16 protein-coding genes are annotated in these 16,054 nt (G+C 59.8%); 5 read left to right on the top strand and 11 right to left on the bottom strand.

Annotated elements, in window-relative coordinates; genetic code table 11:
* Positions 1 to 1,419, top strand: a 1,419-nt coding sequence (locus tag AC3YMN_RS19250; RefSeq protein WP_489891290.1) for a sensor histidine kinase, incomplete at its 5' end; no start/stop codon positions are given.
* 48 nt (positions 1,420 to 1,467) lie between these two features.
* Positions 1,468 to 2,313 (top strand): substrate binding domain-containing protein, encoded by an 846-nt coding sequence (locus AC3YMN_RS19245; protein WP_489891289.1) that lies wholly within the window; start codon positions 1,468 to 1,470, stop codon positions 2,311 to 2,313.
* Between the two features lie 131 nt (positions 2,314 to 2,444).
* Here AC3YMN_RS19245 and AC3YMN_RS19240 read toward each other — a convergent pair whose 3' ends face one another.
* A complete protein-coding gene (locus tag AC3YMN_RS19240) occupies positions 2,445 to 3,350 on the bottom strand; it encodes a LysR family transcriptional regulator (protein WP_489891288.1) in 906 nt (301 codons plus the stop codon).
* A 110-nt stretch (positions 3,351 to 3,460) separates the two neighbouring features.
* On the opposite strand from AC3YMN_RS19240, the gene AC3YMN_RS19235 reads away from it, so the two are divergent.
* Together AC3YMN_RS19235 and AC3YMN_RS19230 are read left to right on the top strand one after the other, a co-directional pair.
* On the top strand, positions 3,461 to 4,225 hold the full coding sequence (locus AC3YMN_RS19235; RefSeq protein ID WP_489891287.1) for an alpha/beta hydrolase: 765 nt from the start codon (positions 3,461 to 3,463) through the stop codon (positions 4,223 to 4,225).
* Between the two features lie 128 nt (positions 4,226 to 4,353).
* Positions 4,354 to 5,085: an SDR family NAD(P)-dependent oxidoreductase gene (locus AC3YMN_RS19230; protein ID WP_489891286.1), complete on the top strand. Its 732-nt coding sequence runs from the start codon at positions 4,354 to 4,356 to the stop codon at positions 5,083 to 5,085.
* Between the two features lie 917 nt (positions 5,086 to 6,002).
* Here AC3YMN_RS19230 and AC3YMN_RS19225 read toward each other — a convergent pair.
* The 3 genes from AC3YMN_RS19225 to AC3YMN_RS19215 form a co-directional block, all read right to left on the bottom strand.
* Positions 6,003 to 6,638 (bottom strand): hypothetical protein, encoded by a 636-nt coding sequence (locus AC3YMN_RS19225; protein ID WP_489891285.1) that lies wholly within the window; start codon positions 6,636 to 6,638, stop codon positions 6,003 to 6,005.
* Between the two features lie 311 nt (positions 6,639 to 6,949).
* Positions 6,950 to 7,498 carry a recombinase family protein gene (locus AC3YMN_RS19220; RefSeq protein WP_489891284.1) on the bottom strand — a complete coding sequence of 183 codons (549 nt, stop codon included), beginning with the start codon at positions 7,496 to 7,498 and terminating at the stop codon, positions 6,950 to 6,952.
* Positions 7,499 to 7,569: 71 nt separating this feature from the next.
* Positions 7,570 to 8,610 carry a L,D-transpeptidase family protein gene (locus AC3YMN_RS19215; protein ID WP_489891283.1) on the bottom strand — a complete coding sequence of 347 codons (1,041 nt, stop codon included), beginning with the start codon at positions 8,608 to 8,610 and terminating at the stop codon, positions 7,570 to 7,572.
* 525 nt (positions 8,611 to 9,135) lie between these two features.
* Here AC3YMN_RS19215 and AC3YMN_RS19210 point away from each other — a divergent pair.
* Positions 9,136 to 9,999, top strand: a complete 864-nt coding sequence (locus tag AC3YMN_RS19210; RefSeq protein ID WP_489891282.1) for an SDR family oxidoreductase — start codon at positions 9,136 to 9,138, stop codon at positions 9,997 to 9,999.
* 133 nt (positions 10,000 to 10,132) lie between these two features.
* Here AC3YMN_RS19210 and AC3YMN_RS19205 read toward each other — a convergent pair whose 3' ends face one another.
* The 7 genes from AC3YMN_RS19205 to AC3YMN_RS19175 all read right to left on the bottom strand — a co-directional run.
* Positions 10,133 to 10,765, bottom strand: coding sequence for a hypothetical protein (locus tag AC3YMN_RS19205; protein ID WP_489891281.1), 633 nt, complete (start codon positions 10,763 to 10,765; stop codon positions 10,133 to 10,135).
* Positions 10,766 to 10,767: 2 nt separating this feature from the next.
* The gene (locus AC3YMN_RS19200; protein WP_489891280.1) at positions 10,768 to 11,166 is read right to left on the bottom strand and encodes a DUF3768 domain-containing protein; all 399 of its coding nucleotides are present in this window, start codon (positions 11,164 to 11,166) and stop codon (positions 10,768 to 10,770) included.
* Positions 11,167 to 11,242: 76 nt separating this feature from the next.
* Entirely contained in the window at positions 11,243 to 11,872 is a 630-nt protein-coding gene (locus AC3YMN_RS19195) for a lambda exonuclease family protein (RefSeq protein WP_489891279.1), read from the bottom strand.
* Positions 11,869 to 12,669: an ERF family protein gene (locus AC3YMN_RS19190; protein WP_489891278.1), complete on the bottom strand. Its 801-nt coding sequence runs from the start codon at positions 12,667 to 12,669 to the stop codon at positions 11,869 to 11,871. Before AC3YMN_RS19190 ends, AC3YMN_RS19195 begins: the two co-directional genes overlap by 4 nt.
* Positions 12,669 to 13,427, bottom strand: a complete 759-nt coding sequence (locus tag AC3YMN_RS19185; protein WP_489891277.1) for a tudor domain-containing protein — start codon at positions 13,425 to 13,427, stop codon at positions 12,669 to 12,671. Before AC3YMN_RS19185 ends, AC3YMN_RS19190 begins: the two co-directional genes overlap by 1 nt.
* 131 nt (positions 13,428 to 13,558) lie before the next feature.
* Positions 13,559 to 14,596 carry a hypothetical protein gene (locus AC3YMN_RS19180; protein WP_489891276.1) on the bottom strand — a complete coding sequence of 346 codons (1,038 nt, stop codon included), beginning with the start codon at positions 14,594 to 14,596 and terminating at the stop codon, positions 13,559 to 13,561.
* 573 nt (positions 14,597 to 15,169) lie between these two features.
* Positions 15,170 to 16,054, bottom strand: an 885-nt coding sequence (locus AC3YMN_RS19175) for a sensor histidine kinase (protein ID WP_489891275.1), incomplete at its 5' end; no start/stop codon positions are given.

Here is a 16,054-nt window from a genome sequence, read left to right as displayed (position 1 = left end):
CCTTCTGAAAGCGCTTTGACGGTGGCTGCAGGACGCTCTCTGCGCAGGACGCTGACGACCAGGCTGCTGCTCTGGCAGCTGGCGGCTCTGCTTACCGTAGCTTTGAGCAGCGTGTTCTTTTTCTACTATATCGAGGACTATACCGGAGCCAGGTTCGACCGTGGAATCTCCGAGATCCTCGCGGATGCCTTGGTGGTCGATGGCGGGGCGCTCCGGATCGAGGATACCCAAGACCTTGCGGATGTGCGCCGGTCATCACCCAGGCTCTGGTACGTTGTTGTGGACGAGCTCGGGCGGCGGGTCACCGGGGGCGAGGTTCCGCCGCAAATGAACTCGCTGCTGGATGGGGTGGCCGACATCGAAAGCCTGGAGGTCCTCGGTTTAACCAGCGATTTCTATGGGGCGATCCTTTTTGAGGAGGATTCCCCTTTTGGGGACGTCAAGGTCATGTTCGGCGGCGGAGCGAGGCCGAGCTGGATCGCGGGCATGCTGTCCTTTGCCGGACGCGAAGTCGGCCCTCTGTTCGTGCTTCTCGTTGCGGTGCTCGGTGGTTTGACGATGCTGGTGGTTCCGCAGGTCGTGCGCGCCAGTTTATCGAGTCTGCGGGCCGTCGAACGCGTGGCTTCCCGGATCGACATCGAACAACGTGGCGTGCGGCTGCCGAGCGATGAGGTGCCCTCGGAGGTCGCGGCGCTCGTTGATGCGATCAATGCCGCTCTGAGCCGCCTGGACGATGGCTATGCCGAAAAGCAGCGTTTCCTCTCCGATGCCGCCCATGAGTTGAGGACGCCGATCGCCATCCTGTTGAACCGACTGGAGCTGTCCCGCAAAGGGGAATTCGACCATCGCGTCCTCATGGACGTACACCGGCTGGCCAATTTGGCCGAACAGCTCCTGGATCTGCAAAGGATCGAGCATCAGGAGACGGCGCCTCAGCCGGTGGAAATGGTGGCGTTGAGCCGCAATGTGATGGCCAGCCTGGCGCCGCTGGCGATTGCGGCGGGGTATGATCCCGTCTTTGACACGGAGGTGGAAAGTTTGGTGGTGCTGGGCGACGCCAGCTCCCTTGAGCGTGGCCTGATCAACCTCGTCCAGAATGCGATTATTCATGCGGGCGGCGAGGGTGAAATCCTGCTGACGGTCCATGCGGACCGGTCGATCGCCATCAGCGACAGTGGACCCGGTATTCCCGCAGATCGCCGGGATTGGATTTTTGAGCCATTCCATCGCATCAAGCCCATGAACGAAGGGTCCGGTCTTGGCCTGAGCCTGGTCAAGGAGATTATCAGGCGGCACAACGGCAGCATCTCTGTGGGCAGGAGTGATAACGGCGGCGCCAAGTTCCTCGTGCGGTTCGGCAAGGGCAACGAAGCGGCTTTGGCTGTTGGGGGCAGCGAGGAAGGTGAGTGGTCCGCATGAGGGACTTGACCGCTTGGACACCAGTGAGCCCCCACTCCGATCAGCTCGGTGAGAACCGCCAAACTGACCAAACTCGTCGCGCCTGCGCTAAGGGCGATCACCACCAGTGTCCAGCGGCTTGAGCGGCATTTGGGGCTGTCGCTGTTTACCCGTACCACACGCTCGCTGGTCTTCACGCCCGAAGGGCGCGACCTGCATGAGCGCGCGCTGCGTCTGCTCCGCGAGGCGGAGGAGATCGAGCAGATGGCAATGACCGCCCGCTCGGAGCCATCGGGCACGTTGCGCGTGGCGGCGTCACTGCCGATCGGACTCCACCTGATCGCTCCCGCTTTACCAGCTTTCCGCCGGCTCCATCCGAACCTGGTCGTTGATCTTAGGCTGGGTGACCAGATGGTGGACATGATTGAGGAAGGGATCGACGTCGCCATACGTATCGGTGATCTGGCTGACACCCGACTTCTATCACGCAAGCTCGCGCCCCATCGGCTTTGCTGCTTCGCCTCGCCAAGCTATCTCGAGGAACGCGGCACCCCAACCCACCCCGATGACCTGGGAGGGCACGACACCGTCAATCTTCGGTATCAGAGCACGGGCCAGGCATTTCGCTGGCCCTTCCGGATTGGCGATCGTGAAATCGAGATCGTGCCCAATTCCGGTGTGCTCGCCGATGCCAGTGAGGCCGTGCTCATCATGCTGGCAGCCGGTGGTGGGATAGGGGTAGGCGCCTCCTTCATGGCAGCTCCCTACGTACAGCGCGGTGAATTGATCCCAGTGCTGTCCACGTTCGCCGTCGAGCGAAATAACGTCACCGTGCTTTGGCCGGCAAGCCGACGCGCCAACCCGGCGGTGCGCGCCTTTCTAATCGGCATCTATCAGGACAAGAGCTGTCGATAGCTGCCGTCCGCTGTGCCGGTTGCGAGCGCAGATAGCTACCTCGCGAAGCTCCACGTCGCCTCGCACCCGGAGCCACGGCGGCCGGTCACATGGGGTCGAAAGTTCACCCCGCCCTTGAGTCATCAACACCCTCAAACGCCTCGCCGCCTTCTGGACTGGAGGTAATCCACCAGCGCCGCGAGCGCTGCGGATTTTTGGTGCCTACCGGGGTAGTAGAGATGGTACCCCGACCAGAGCGGGCAGTACTCTTCAAGGCAGGTCCGAAGCCGGCCCGCCGCCAGATGCTCCGAGACGAACGGCTCGAACAGGTAGCTCAGCCCCTGCCCCGCCAGCGCAGCCTCGATCAAAGTATGGGCATCGTCGGCGATCAGCGGACCAGTCACCGCCATCTCGACCCGGCGTTCGCCCTGCCTGAACGACCATCGGAACAGGTCCCCGTGGCTAGCCTGTCGATAGTTCAGGCAGGCATGGTCGGCGAGATCCTCCAGACGCCTCGGCACGCCGCGGCGCGCGAAGTAGTCCGGCGAACCGAAGACCACCGCGCGCAAGTCGGGACCGAGGGGAACGACGGACATGTCCTGTTCCAGATGCGCGCCCATGCGGATGCCGGCATCGAACCCGGCTTCGACGATGTCGGTCAACCGGTCGCTGATGCGCAGATCCACGGTTACGTTCGGATATTGCTCCATGAACCCCGTTAGAGCGGGGATCATGATCGCCCTTGCCGGGTATTCAATGGAGGTCAGCCGCAGAGTGCCAACTACGCCGCCGCGCGCCTCCTTAAGCTCGGTTAGTCCCTCCTCGATCATGCGCAAGGCCGGGCTCAACGACTTAAGAAGGCGCTGCCCTGCCTCTGTCGGGCGCACGTTGCGTGTTGTCCGGGCCAACAAGGGCACCCCGATGCGCTGTTCCAGCGCGGCGATCGCCTGGCTGATCCCCGACTGCGCGCGGCCCAGCCGCCGCGCCGCGCGAATAAAGCTGCCCTCTTCGGCCACGACCTGGAACAGCTGCAGGTCAGGGAGATCCCGACGATCCATTCATGAGCCTCACTGATAAGACCTATCACCCCAATCACCATAGTGATCAATGACTGCCCTGACTATCTTGCCTCTGACACCGAAACCATCAAGCAACAGAGGTACAGACAATGATCAATCTCCACACTCTCTTCCTGTCTGGGAGCCTGGCGCTCGGCTCCATGATGGCGATACCGGGCGTAGCTGCCGCTGACGTTCAGAATATCGTTCTGGTTCATGGCGGAAACGTCGATGGTACCACCTGGCGAGAGGTCTACAACCGCCTCACCTCCCGGGGCTTCAACGTCACGATCGCCCAACTACCGATGACATCCGTCGCGGACGACGTTGCGGCGGTCCGGCGAAACCTGGACGTTCAGGACGGCCCGGTGCTTCTCGTTGGTCATTCATATGGCGGCATAGTCATTACCGAAGCCGGCATCGACCCGGATGTAAAGGGCCTCGTCTACGTCGCAGCGTTCCAGCCTGACACCGAGGAAAGCGGTGGCGCCCTACTGGCCTCCGCGCCTACCGAGTTCACGGCCGACAAGCTCAGGGTCTTCGATGATGGCCATTTCCTGGTCAATGAGGACGCATTTGTCGCCTTGAATGGGAACAGTCTTTCCAGCGAAGACGCCCTCTTCGTGGCCAGATCTCAGCCAATGTCCCACACGGCGAACCTCGAGCATGAGGTAGATGCCGCAGCTTGGAGAGAAAAAGCGAGCTGGGCGGCCATCGCCACCGAGGACAGGGTTATCGCTCCCGAGCTGCAGCGCCGCATGGCCGAACGCGCTGGTTCGACAATCGTCGAGATCGAGAACGGCCACATGCTGCCGATGACGAGCCCCGATGAGGTAGCCGAGCTGATCACGCAGGCAGCGGAGACGGTGGAATAGTGCCGCGCTCCCGTGACACGGCAGGCGGCCGCCGAAATCGGGATGATCTGTACTCATCCCGACAAGGCACCAATTCACGAGGTAATCAGATGGCAATACGCTTCTTTATCACGACCGGAACTCCATAGATGAACCAGATGTCGGACAAGATTGCCCTGGTGGTGGGCGGCGCGAAAGGCATCGGGCTGGCAATCGCGAAACGGCTGGCCTCGGAGGGCGCGGTGGTATTCATCACGGGCCGCGCCGCCAATCAGGTCGAGCTAGCAGTGGCGGAGATCGGATATGGGGCGATCGGCGTCCGCGCCGACGCCGGATCGCTGCAGGATCTGGAGCGCGTAATGGCGGAGGTCCGGAATAGGCATGGCCATCTCGATGCACTGGTACTCAACGCTGGTATCAGCGAACCCGCGCCGTTGGCCGGAATCACGACCGACCATTTCGACAGGCATTTCGCGGTAAATGTCCGCGGCGCGGTGTATGGCCTACAGGCCGGGCTCGACACAATGCGCGATGGTGCCAGTGTTGTGCTGATAGGTTCGGTGGCCGGATCAATTGGTGTCACCAACTACGGTACTTACGCCGCGAGCAAGGCCACCCTGCGATCCTATGCCCGTACCTGGGCAGCCGAGTTGGCGCCGCGCGGTATTCGTGTGAATGTGGTGGCTCCAGGGCCGACCGACACCGAGATGATGGCGCGCGTCCCCGACGACGCGCGAGCCGCGCTCGTGGCGCCGATACCGCTCGGGCGGATGGCAAAACCCGAGGAGGTTGCCGCTGCCGCGTTGTTTCTGCTCAGCGACGAGTCGAGCTTCACCACGGGAGCGGAACTGTTCGTGGATGGAGGCATGGGACAAGTCTGACTAGGCTTCTCCGCAATCGACAGGTAAAGTGATAAGGTATGAGTGGCAGCTGTTAACGTAAGCTGCCACTCATGCCGTACGTCTTGAATCGCGTGAGTTGGTCGAGATCGGCTTCCTTCCAAATTGGCTTACGCGCGCCATGGCCTGCGGCTGCTTTCGGGAAGGGGCTGATTCCGTCAAACGGCAAATATGTGGTCGCAAGCTGCCTTCTGACGGCCGCCTAAGAAGGGCAGCTATTTCCCTCAAATGGCCCATAACCTGCCGTTGATTGCGGCGCCATTCAGTTGACCGGTAAGAGGCATGTCGACTACCCGTCACCTCAGGGCGAGCTTGGCTAGCTACGTACGGTCGCTAGGCAAGTCTACCAGCTCCTGCTAGAGACACGCGGTTAGACAGCGTTGTCGTTCAACATTGTTGAACCCGTGACCGTAGGCACCTCGCGCCATTCATGTTCGCCAGTCTCGACGCACTTCCATTGCTGTTGAAGTGCGGTTGGATCATGAGGCGAATGAGCAAAGAACCGTAGCTCAGAGGTACTCTCCCAAGTCCGATCTCCTCCTGAGACTTTTTGTGCGGAAAGGCGGGGATCTGGTTCGAACTGAATTGTGCTCATGGCCGACTTTATCATTGCAGTCGAGCAAGGGCACTATACAAATAGAGCCAGCAACCACTCGGACACCGGTGGTTCGGGGGCTGATCTGGGCCTGCCGGGTGGTAAACCCCTACTGACTGTACCTGCCTCGACGCTAGTCCCCACTGCCATAATGGCCACGGCTTGCGGCATAGCCGAGCAACGGATGAAGCTTTCTTACTGTTTTGGTGAGTGCCCCCGTCCCCGTTGTTCGTCCGACCACTTGAAGCCGAGGCCGCCCTAGTGTGTCACTAAGGCGGCTTAGTCTGATCCGGGCATTGTAGCTTCAGTTGCCGAGTGGCAAAACCGCAAAGCAGTAAAGTAGGCCAGCGCCTCCGGTTCCCACCAAGGCTTCCTGCCCGCAGCCTCGTGAAGGGTGCGCCGCGTTCCAGGACGTGGCAGTTGCGAGGGTGTCAGGGCCGGAACGGTCGTGGTGTCCTACCATGGCGGACCCCTCTCCGTTCATGGTCCAATCGCCGCAAGTTTGCCCGGCGGCCAAGGTCCCGTCGGCGTTCGATCCAGTGAGGATGTCGTGCTGATTGGGTTCATCTCCCCGTCCGCTGACGACAGCGCCAGCCTCGGTGAGGCCCGTTTCTTTTGTAATGTTGACTTTGTCACTATGAAGTTCAGCCAAATCGGCGGCGATGATTTCGCCCTTGGCATTGGTCCAAGGACCGGAGCCAATACGATCGCGGGCATTGACGCCCTCGGCGCTGAGATAAGCACGCCAAGTCTGTCCGGTGGAACCGGCCGCCTCCGCTAAGCTCTGGCACTGCGCGTCAGCGCCCTCCAACCCGCCGAGGTTGGCACCGTCGCCCAACCCGGTGCTGGTGATGAAAAAGCTCATGGCATCCTGAGCGAAGGCGGCGGGCGTGCCCGTCAGCAACAGTGCTGCTGATGCAGCAAGAACAATCGGCCTCATGAAGTCCTCCCTTGGTGTTTTGTCTCTCCGCGTCAGCGGAGCTAAACAGGCGGAAGCTTACGCCTCGGCCCCGGCTCGTGCAAAGTGAGTTCGGCCCGTCACTCAGGTTGTGACGATTGGCTTAAAAGGACCGCTATTCAGCACGTGCGTTGTAGCCGGAATTGTCGTCGTGCCGTGGAGTGGTTGTATGGGCGGACGACCAAGGCACCAAAAACGGACGCGCCTCTGCGCAAGAGGCCCTGCAGTCTGTACGGCCATCCCACCATGTCGGCGTCACCGACCTGTAGGGCACCGCTGTGCTGATGCCGGTGTCAATAATGCTCTGCTATGATCCGGTAGACCTGCATACGCGAGCAGCCCAGCCGTTGCGCAATTGCCGAAGGCCCTAGCCCCTCATTACGGAGCTGAATCACTTGTTCACGGTCGAGACGTCGTTTGCCGCCTGTGTATCGACCCTGCGCCTTGGCCTGCTGTATGCCTTCACGCTGACGTTCCTTGATGAAGCGCCGCTCCATCTGGGCCACCATGCCTAGCACGGTAAGCACGATGTGCCCCATCTCGCCACGAGTCGAAACGTGTGGGTCGAGCACCGTGACAAACGCCTTCCGCTGCTCGCATTCATGAATGAGGTTGAGTACGTCCCGGGTGTCGCGGCCCAGTCGGTCAAGGCGAGCGACAACCAATTCATCGCCGGGGCGCAGGAACTCAATAACCGTTTCGAGTTCGGCCCGGCCTTCACGGCTTCCACCCGACACCTTCTCGGAACGAACGATCTCGCAGCCCTCAGCTTTGAGCTTGGCGAGTTGAATATCTAAGTCTTGGTCGATGCTGCTAACGCGAGCGTAGCCGATGCGAGCCATATGTCACCTCAAGGTTTATACCTGAGGCTCGCATGGCGCGAATAGTCGGTGTCAACATGCAGTTGTGGAGCTTACAGGAAGTCCACGGTCACACCCGGAGCGATCAGCGCTGCAAGTTCCTCAGCATCCCAGTTGGTCAGGCGAATGCAACCATGCGAGCCGGTTTTGTCGATCATCGACGGCTCAGGTGTACCATGGATACCGAAAGACGGCTTTGACAGGCCGATCCACACCGATCCTACTGGCCCATTTGGTCCGGGTGGTATGGTCAGAACTTCGGTATTCTCGCCCTGCTGGAAGTTGATCTTGGGATTGTAGGTGTAGCCCGGCATGGCTGTGGCGTTTTCGACCACATAAGTGCCGGTCGGCGAGGGGTTTTCTTCATTACCGATGGTTGCAGGATAGGCAGCTAACAATACCCCGTCGGTCCCATATACCCGAACCTGTTTGAGGGTCTTGTCCGCTTCAATCCAAGTGACGACGCCTTGGCGGCTGGTGCCGGTCATCGCGACGTTGATGCTGTCCCCAACCCCGAATCCAGAGGCCGGGTTGAGCGCCACCAGCAGGCCGATATCCATGTGGAACCGCTCGGCTAACAGTTCAGGAACGCTCTCGTAGCCAAGATAGTCCAGCGCAGCCTTCTCGGCGTAGTCGGTTGGAATAGGGCCGCCTATAGCTGCGGCGTCCTCGGGAGTGATGGTGTAAACGCCGATGGCATCACCCGGCTCATCCAGTCGAGCCGCGACAGCGAGCGTCAGTTGCCCATCGGCAGGCAGGCCGTTCATCATCTGAAACGCGAGAACTGCCTTGTGCAAGTTTCCGCCATCGAAGCCATCAACAACGCCGGGGGAAGCTCCGGCCCGATCCAGCAAAATTTGGAGGCGCGCAAGAGCAGGGTCGGCGTAAACCCTCTCAGGCTCCATAGCTTCGTTTGACGCGACCTGCACCACGGCAGGCGCGAAAGCCGCAGCAGCTATGTAATCGGTTAGACTCGCAGAGTTTATGGCCTCCGCTGTGATTGTCGTTGACTGCGCCAGAGGGCCATTGCTCCCGAAGATAGAAAGAACGGCAACAAAGGCGGCTCGGGCAGCACACGTGGTCAGTGTTGGCATCTTGAACTCGGGAATGGATCTAGGCAGCCGACCCCACCTGCGGACGACACTGCTCAGGTCCATAAGCAGCCAACATAGCTAACGATGTTCTAAGGCGGCGGCGCATCGCGCGGTCGTGAACCGACCCTCACTTTGTCACATCAGGGCTTAGGCACCTGTGGAGCAATGTCACATTGGCCAGTATCGAGCGTGAGGTGACGTGCGCGGGCGCAAGGCTGTTACGTCACCTGAGGGTACGCCCCATGGTGACACGGACATGGGTGTACTTGTTTGTTTCGCCTGCGGTGGCTCATCCCAGGCGCTGGCGAACGAACGAGGGCAACGCGCTTCAGTCCCTCTCAGGCATGGTGAATTCCATAAGCGGCGCTGCTGATAGAGGGCGGCAGGTAGCCATGATGAGGTTCCAGAGTTTGCCGTCCGCATTGCATCCTCGATCAATTTTGAAAGCCGAGAACGACAACGCAGGAACCAAAGGTTGTGCGACTAGCTTGCAGTGGGCGGAAAGCTCCAACGAAGGTTACGTAAATGACCGAGTCCAACAGACCCACGCCCCCCTTTCCAGAACAGCAGCAAGAGCCGCCCGGCTTCATTGACCAGTTGGATCCCCCTGCGGATCATGGAGAAGACAGCTACAAGGGAAGTGGCAAGCTGACCGGAAAAGTGGCTCTAATCACGGGCGCTGACTCCGGCATTGGACGTGCAGTTGCCATCGCCTACGCGCGGGAAGGAGCGGACATTCTCCTGTCCTATTTGAGCGAGGACCAAGATGCCAACTCAACGGCTGAACTGGTCCGACAAGCTGGCCGTACAGCCTTGGTGATGGCCGGTGACATCACCAACGAGAGCCACTGCCGTGCACTGGTTCAGGCGGCTGTCGATCAACTCGGTAGGCTGGACATCTTAGTGAACAATGCCGCGTTCCAACGCACTTATGAGGACATAGGGGACATCACCTCGGAGGAATGGGACACAACGCTCAAGACCAACATCTACGCGCCGTTTTATCTTAGCAAGGCGGCGGTCCCGCACATGGCGCCGGGAAGCTCGATCATCAACACCACGTCCATCCAGTCTAAGGATCCGTCACCTGAGCTCCTCGCCTATGCAACGACAAAAGGAGCTATCTCCAACTTCACTGCGGGACTGGCGCAAATGCTTGGGGAGAAAGGCATTAGAGTGAACGCCGTTGCACCCGGTCCTATCTGGACGCCGCTCATCCCGTCTACAATGCCTTCTGAAAAGGTAAAAACCTTTGGGCAAGACACGCCGCTTGGGCGCGTGGGGCAACCGGCTGAACTAGCAGGCGCCTATGTGTTACTCGCTTCTAACGAGGGAAGCTATATGACAGGCGCTGTCATCCCGGTAACTGGTGGCGAGATCATGCTGTAGCCAGTTTCCGGGACTTCGGGGTTGTAAGGTGATCGTGCAGCCCGCATCTTTCATCGCTAGCCCACCCACATTATCCTTGCAGCGAGCTTACTGCTTGGTGGCGAAATCGACGCCCGATGCAGTAGCTGGGCTGCTATACTGCCTCTATCAGTACGACGGCGCTTCGCGTTATCACATGTGGGGATTGGCTGGTACGCTCGTAGTTCATTCGGCATCTCTTCCGAGGCACTGACTGGAGACCGATTGAGTCGTGGAGCTGCAGCCGTTTGTTGTTGATATCGACGACGACCGTCCAGTGATTGAACCGACCTGACAAACCGAGCAGCAGTGAACAATTCGGGGCCGCAGTAAGCCACCCCAGTTCATCCACCACGTGCCGCGCCTTGCTGCGGGCTTGCTTGTGCGAGGGACGATGGAAGGTCAGACGGGTCCCCAGGGTCTCGAACAAGCTTGGTGCCGCATCGTTTAGCAAAGCCCACATCGCCCGTCGACTGATGCCAGCCGTCACCGCCTCAGCGGTGCCGACGTGCAGTTCGGTAGACAGCACCAGGGTCCTGAAGACATCGCGCCAGATCTCCGGTCTTGGCGGATGATCTTTGGTAACGTGCCGCAGTGCGTTGATCACTGCGTAAATACCGCAAAGGCTGTCAAGATCACCTTGCTGCAGAGGGCCGCAGCCTGCGGCCGGGTCGGGATGTTGGAGGCCTCGGCGCTGTTTTGTGCGGTTGTCGACCTTGCTCCCAAGTGGGCGTTCACGGTCGTTCACCATCAATACTCCTCTGCTAACATCATGGTTAGGGTGCGCAGGGTTTCCACTGGATCAGCCGCGTTCGGCGAAGCAAATTTCATGTTGCGGTCGAAGCAGTCGATCTTCCATAAAATGCGGTGGCCCTGCACCATCATCACTGCGCAGTCATGCTCACCATAAGGGTCGTTGTCTGGTGTGAAGTCCTCAAAGCACGCGACCTCTTCCAGCAGAAGGGTCACGAAGGACAGGCCTAGAGCAATGACACCATTGGTCATGAGAATGCCCCTTCCGTTGCGGCGCAATTCATCGTTCAGGCGCCGTATTGCGGCGGTACGCTCCTCTTCTGCCGCAGCAAACGCCGGGTTCGGCTCCCGCAGTTGCTCCATATTCAGCACGTACGGCTTCTCGTCCTTGCTCATCGCAAGCACTCCTTAAGGTTGAGTTCTGTTCGGAATAAGCGGAGGGTTCGGCGCCGATACGTTCGGCGGATCCAGTTCAACTGGCGTTGAGGAAGGCGTAGCGCTGCTGGAGGTAGCGGGTTAGGTGCTCGACTTCCGCCAGGAACTCCTCGACGCAGCCCTCAAGTTCAACAATACGCTGGTCATCGCGATAGAGGCGCTGCACGAACAAGCGTAACTGCTCGGGAAGTCTGGGATCAAAGGAAACATAGTCGCACCAGTCGCGGCCGGTGCAGGCGAGCTGCCACAGCATTTGGCACACGTATCGCTCAGGAATGGCGCCCTCAATGAGGCTGGAGACATGCACTGGCGTCGTCGGGCATTTGAACTCGACCAGTCCCTCCTCTCCGCAGTACCCATCAGGGCTGGCACCGGCCATCGCCAGTACCGGATGCTCAACAAAGCTTGCCTCCCGCACCTCCGTGTCATGCCGGAACTGGTAGGCAAGCTGCGCCAGGCTTTGATGGTCGATGCCCCACCGCATCGCTGAGCTGACGTAACCTTCAATCGTCCTCCCGCTCAGCCGTTCGGCCACAAGCTGGTTCATGTAAGCCAAGCGGCCCGCGCCCCAGCCGGTCTTTGTGCGAGTGGCAACATCGGCCACGCGGCTGGCGGTCACTTTTCCAAGCCGCACTGCGAACCATTCGGGCGAACCCTGTGCGATCATGACGGCCTCCTCGTCGAGCTGATCGCGTCGATCGCCCGCTGGTAATCGCTCGCTGGTATGGCTGCGATAACGTCCACCTCCATGTAGGCGAGGAAGTTCTTGAGGTAGCGCTGGCGATTGCTGTTGAGCGATGCCGCCACTTCCCTAATCAGCGCCTCAATGGTGCTGACCTGGTCTTTCGTGATCGGTTGTAAAGCGGCGGCAGCGTTGCCGTCATCATCGTCAGTGGTCGCAATATAAAAGACCAACAGCTTTAGGTAGCGCCGGCCATAGCTGAGGGTTGAACCAAAGGCGTGCGTGGCTGTCTTGTTTTGGCTGCCCTTCATGCCAGTGCTGTCGGCCGGGATATCAGCATGGTAGCGGCGGGTATGCCCGGCCGAATGCGACAGCTCGCAGGTGACACGATAATGGCCATCGACAGGCGACAAGTCCGTGCCAAAGGACATCGAGAACCCGTGCTGCGTAATGATTGGGTTCATGGACTTGCTGACTGTCTCCAACCGGGTATAGCGCGAGTTCGTCTGCGGGTTCTTGGCATCGCGCAGCACTTGGGGGAGTTCCGCCTGTGCCGCTTGCATTGCCGCATTGAACGCTAGTTCCGCATTGCGGCAGAGGATGCGTTCTTGTAGTTCGAGCAGCCGCTCCATTTTATCGATATCGACATTGGGGTTCTGAGCGGCCCGCTCGATTACCTGGACGATAGCGGCGGTGGTGGGCAGCACATCGCCGCCCGCAACCTCCTCAGAATTGGCTTTCACCATCGGCGTGACCCGGCCTCGGATAGGGTTGGTGGCCATTAGCGGCCACCGGGTCCGATCAGCGCCACCCGCTGGCGGTGCATGTTGAACTGCGGCTCCCCGATGAAATCGCGCCAACGCAAGCGCAGCGCGTTGTTGTCACCATCAATGACTGACAGCACGACAGCCTCATACCAGCCCTCTTCTTGATCAGGGCTCGGCGCCAGGACGATGCTGCCGACCGCGATATTGTCCCAGGGCCTGTGCTGGTGAGCAGTTTCCTCCTCACCGGCTTTCTTCGGCGTCTGCTCAGCGGCTGCATTCGCTGCCGCCTTCACACGTTCGCCTGAAGTGCTGGGTTCAGCGGGTGCAGCTGACCCGTTACTGCTAGAGGGCGCAGGGACGGCTGCCTCGCTCTGCGAGCCCTTGTTGGGTGTCGTAGGCGCGGTCGGCGTTGGCTTTGAGCGCGCTGCTGCTGGTGGAGCATCGCTTTGTGCGTGTGGCTCAGTTGGCGCAGGCACAACTTCAGCGTTGGTGCCGATCAAGGCCGCCAGCTTGTCGTAGAGCCCGCGCCGAACAAACGGAACCAGCCCTCGGCCGGTGGCAAAAATCTTTCCCTCCGGCAACTCGGCCGCTATCCGCTGCAGCCCTTCATCTTCGACGCGGAGCAAGTGCATGCGCATCATTTGCGCCGCTTTGCCAACGACCGCGGGGTCAACGCCGGTGAACCGTGATGCGTGTGGCTTGCCGTCCGTGTCAACACCAAGCACAACCAGCGGTGGTGCCGACGGAGAAATGGTGGCCAATGCTTCTTCCAAAACTGCCTCCTTGAATCAGAAAGGGGCGCCGATTGGCACCCCTTGTTGAACTATGCTGTATCGCGACATCTGTGCCGCCGACACAGCTAAGCATACATCATTCATACAAAATGTACAGCAAAACCAACATCTTAGTTCTCGCCGATCAACTCAGCCTTTGCCGGTCGCAAGCAGATCCGGTCGCATTTTGGTCCTGATGGGCAATCGTCCCGGCTGCAAGATCGAGCATCGTTCACGCGGTTGCCGTTGCACTCGTTGTGGCCCATTTGAGCGCAGAACCACCAAATGGCTTTCTGTACAAAGCGGGGAAAGTTGGCTGGATACTCAGGATTAAATGTCCGGGCGTCGATGGTCGACGCGATGTGCTCGATCATAGCAGCGCAGCCATTAGGGCCGTAGCACCCGGGTCCGTACGGGTGATCGGCGCCCAGCCGGTGGAGAATGCCGGTTCGGTGCAGCCAATTGTGCACCAGCGTGTCGATGGCGATCATGCCGCCACCTGCCTCTTGCCACATTGGGCGATCCGGCCCCGCACCGAGCAACAAGTCAGACAGCGCCATGCTCAAGACCTTGTTCGAGACGCCATGCACATGACCCAGCGGCATGAGTAACGAGTTCCGGAGTCGAACAGCCCGCCCTTTCTCCTCGCCGCCTAAAGCACTTCGAAGATCATCGATCCAACTGACAAGGTCACCCTGGGCCACATCGCGCATAAACAGGAACAAGGAATAGGCAGTCTGATTGAGGCGTCCATTGCGCAGGTCGTGCGAGGGCAAGGGGCATCCCTGAATGTGCTCGGGCTCAGCACAGGTGTTCGACCCCTTGTGGAAACGACAGCCCTCAAAGTTCCAGTATCCGGTTAGCTTCGAACAGGTCGGCCGATTGGCCAGGCCTTGTTCCATGTGACTGGCTTCGACATAGCCATGTTCATCCATGTAGGAGCTGGCGACCGTGTCTCCGATTCCCTGGAAGCTAACAGATCGCATCAGCCATTCGAACAGTGCGCCATCTTCGTGGTCCTGGACAGCATGGAGAAGACCGGCTGAAGCCAGCCCGACACGTGCATGCTCGATGAGGTCCCGTGAGCCCGCGATGCGGCACACGGCTAGCACCAGGTCTCGAGCGTGATCCCAGTTTGCTTGCGGGTGAAGCAGCTGCGGAGGAGCCATTGGAACGTCCTTGATTAGTGGTAACGATGCTAGCAAAGCGCTCATTACCGGTGTCAAGGCGAGTAGTGGATTGTGCGTGAGCCGAGAGAACAGGGAGCAAATCGCCCCTTCGGTGCGGCGGAAGTGACGCTGCTTGGGGGCCAAGGTTGTGGGAAAACTCGGCGAGAAAAATAGCTCGCTAAAGAGTATATTGCTGGGAGCCTGCTGCAGAAGAATGTCACAATGTGGGTCCGCAACGAGCAAGGCGAGGCCGTGTTGCAGCTGTCACTCACCTTCGCGACCCAGATCCCAAAGGGGGTCTCATCCCATTTCTGACAGGGGAATGACCGGCCGGCGAAGGTCACTTGTCCGAGAAATGTCTTTCATGTGCGCCAACACATCGGCAATTGGCTGATCCCAATGCAAGCCCTCAATATTATAGGCGAGATCGCAGCACCCCGGACACAAGGCTAGAACAGGAGGGCGCATCGTACTCCAAGCCGAGTTGCGCCTCTCGAAGGCAACACTGGATGATCTGATGGAGAAGCCAACGGTGCCGCTGCCGGCCGCCACCTCTGATTGATCTGCCTGCTGTCAGGCTGCCAGGCGGGCGGGGTCGATCTTAAGGGTGACGATGAGACCATCTTCCTCCCACGCATAGTGGATGGACCCGCGTAGCGCATTGGTAATGCTGCGCTCGACGAGTTTGGTGCCGTACCCTTTTGGGACGCTGGTTGGTACCACCTCAGGACCTCCGCGCTCCGTCCAGACCACCGTTACCGCCTCGTCTCTGGCCGAGCAGGAAACATCGATCATACCAGTCGGTGATGAGAGCGCGCCGTACTTGAGGGAGTTCGTTGCCAGTTCGTGCACGATCAATGCGAGCGTGGTCGTTGCGCTTTCGCCTACGATCATACGCGGTACCGAGACCCGGATGCGCCCACTGAAGGCTCCTAGGTCGTCGTAGGGCGCGAGCAGCACGGAAAGCAGGTCGCCGAGCAAAGCTGCCGCGGCGTCGGTTTGACCCGGTAATGGACGAACAAGATCATGGGCTCGCCCCAATGCTGTCAATCGCTGCGTCAGTTCTCGCGCCATGTCGGTAACAGTGGACGTGGATCGGGAGGTGATCGCAGTCAGACCGGTGGCAATGGCCAGCAGGTTCTTGACGCGATGGCTCATTTCACCGGCAAGGAGTTCTCGTCCTTCTTCGGCCTGTTTGCGGCCGGTGACATCCAGAAAAACACCGAACATAACACGTTGGACGATACCCTCATCGTCTCCTTTGCCACGGGCCGAGATCCAGCGAAGCTCCTCACCAACCATGATGCGGAAGTCGATCTCATAGGGGCCGAGTATTGCCCGCGTAGCGGTGAAGGCAGCTCGGACCCGATCCCGATCAGCAGGGTGGATATGGGCGGATAGATCCTCGAACGTGACCTGGGCGCCCCGCCCCAACCCCCATAGGTCGTAGGCCTGATC

This window comes from Devosia sp. Z11_6, assembly GCF_058133665.1.
The sequence above is the reverse complement of the archived record's forward strand: the minus strand, read 5'-3'. Positions and strand labels throughout refer to the sequence as shown.

Excerpts from the sequence above, each read along its gene's own strand:
- AC3YMN_RS19240 (WP_489891288.1), bottom strand. The coding sequence starts at position 3,350 with ATGGATCGTCGGGATCTCCCTGACCTGCAGCTGTTCCAGGTCGTGGCC.
- AC3YMN_RS19235 (WP_489891287.1), top strand. The coding sequence starts at position 3,461 with ATGATCAATCTCCACACTCTCTTCCTGTCTGGGAGCCTGGCGCTCGGC.
- AC3YMN_RS19230 (WP_489891286.1), top strand. The coding sequence starts at position 4,354 with ATGAACCAGATGTCGGACAAGATTGCCCTGGTGGTGGGCGGCGCGAAA.
- AC3YMN_RS19225 (WP_489891285.1), bottom strand. The coding sequence starts at position 6,638 with ATGAGGCCGATTGTTCTTGCTGCATCAGCAGCACTGTTGCTGACGGGC.
- AC3YMN_RS19220 (WP_489891284.1), bottom strand. The coding sequence starts at position 7,498 with ATGGCTCGCATCGGCTACGCTCGCGTTAGCAGCATCGACCAAGACTTA.
- AC3YMN_RS19215 (WP_489891283.1), bottom strand. The coding sequence starts at position 8,610 with ATGCCAACACTGACCACGTGTGCTGCCCGAGCCGCCTTTGTTGCCGTT.
- AC3YMN_RS19210 (WP_489891282.1), top strand. The coding sequence starts at position 9,136 with ATGACCGAGTCCAACAGACCCACGCCCCCCTTTCCAGAACAGCAGCAA.
- AC3YMN_RS19200 (WP_489891280.1), bottom strand. The coding sequence starts at position 11,166 with ATGAGCAAGGACGAGAAGCCGTACGTGCTGAATATGGAGCAACTGCGG.
- AC3YMN_RS19195 (WP_489891279.1), bottom strand. The coding sequence starts at position 11,872 with ATGATCGCACAGGGTTCGCCCGAATGGTTCGCAGTGCGGCTTGGAAAA.
- AC3YMN_RS19190 (WP_489891278.1), bottom strand. The coding sequence starts at position 12,669 with ATGGCCACCAACCCTATCCGAGGCCGGGTCACGCCGATGGTGAAAGCC.
- AC3YMN_RS19180 (WP_489891276.1), bottom strand. The coding sequence starts at position 14,596 with ATGGCTCCTCCGCAGCTGCTTCACCCGCAAGCAAACTGGGATCACGCT.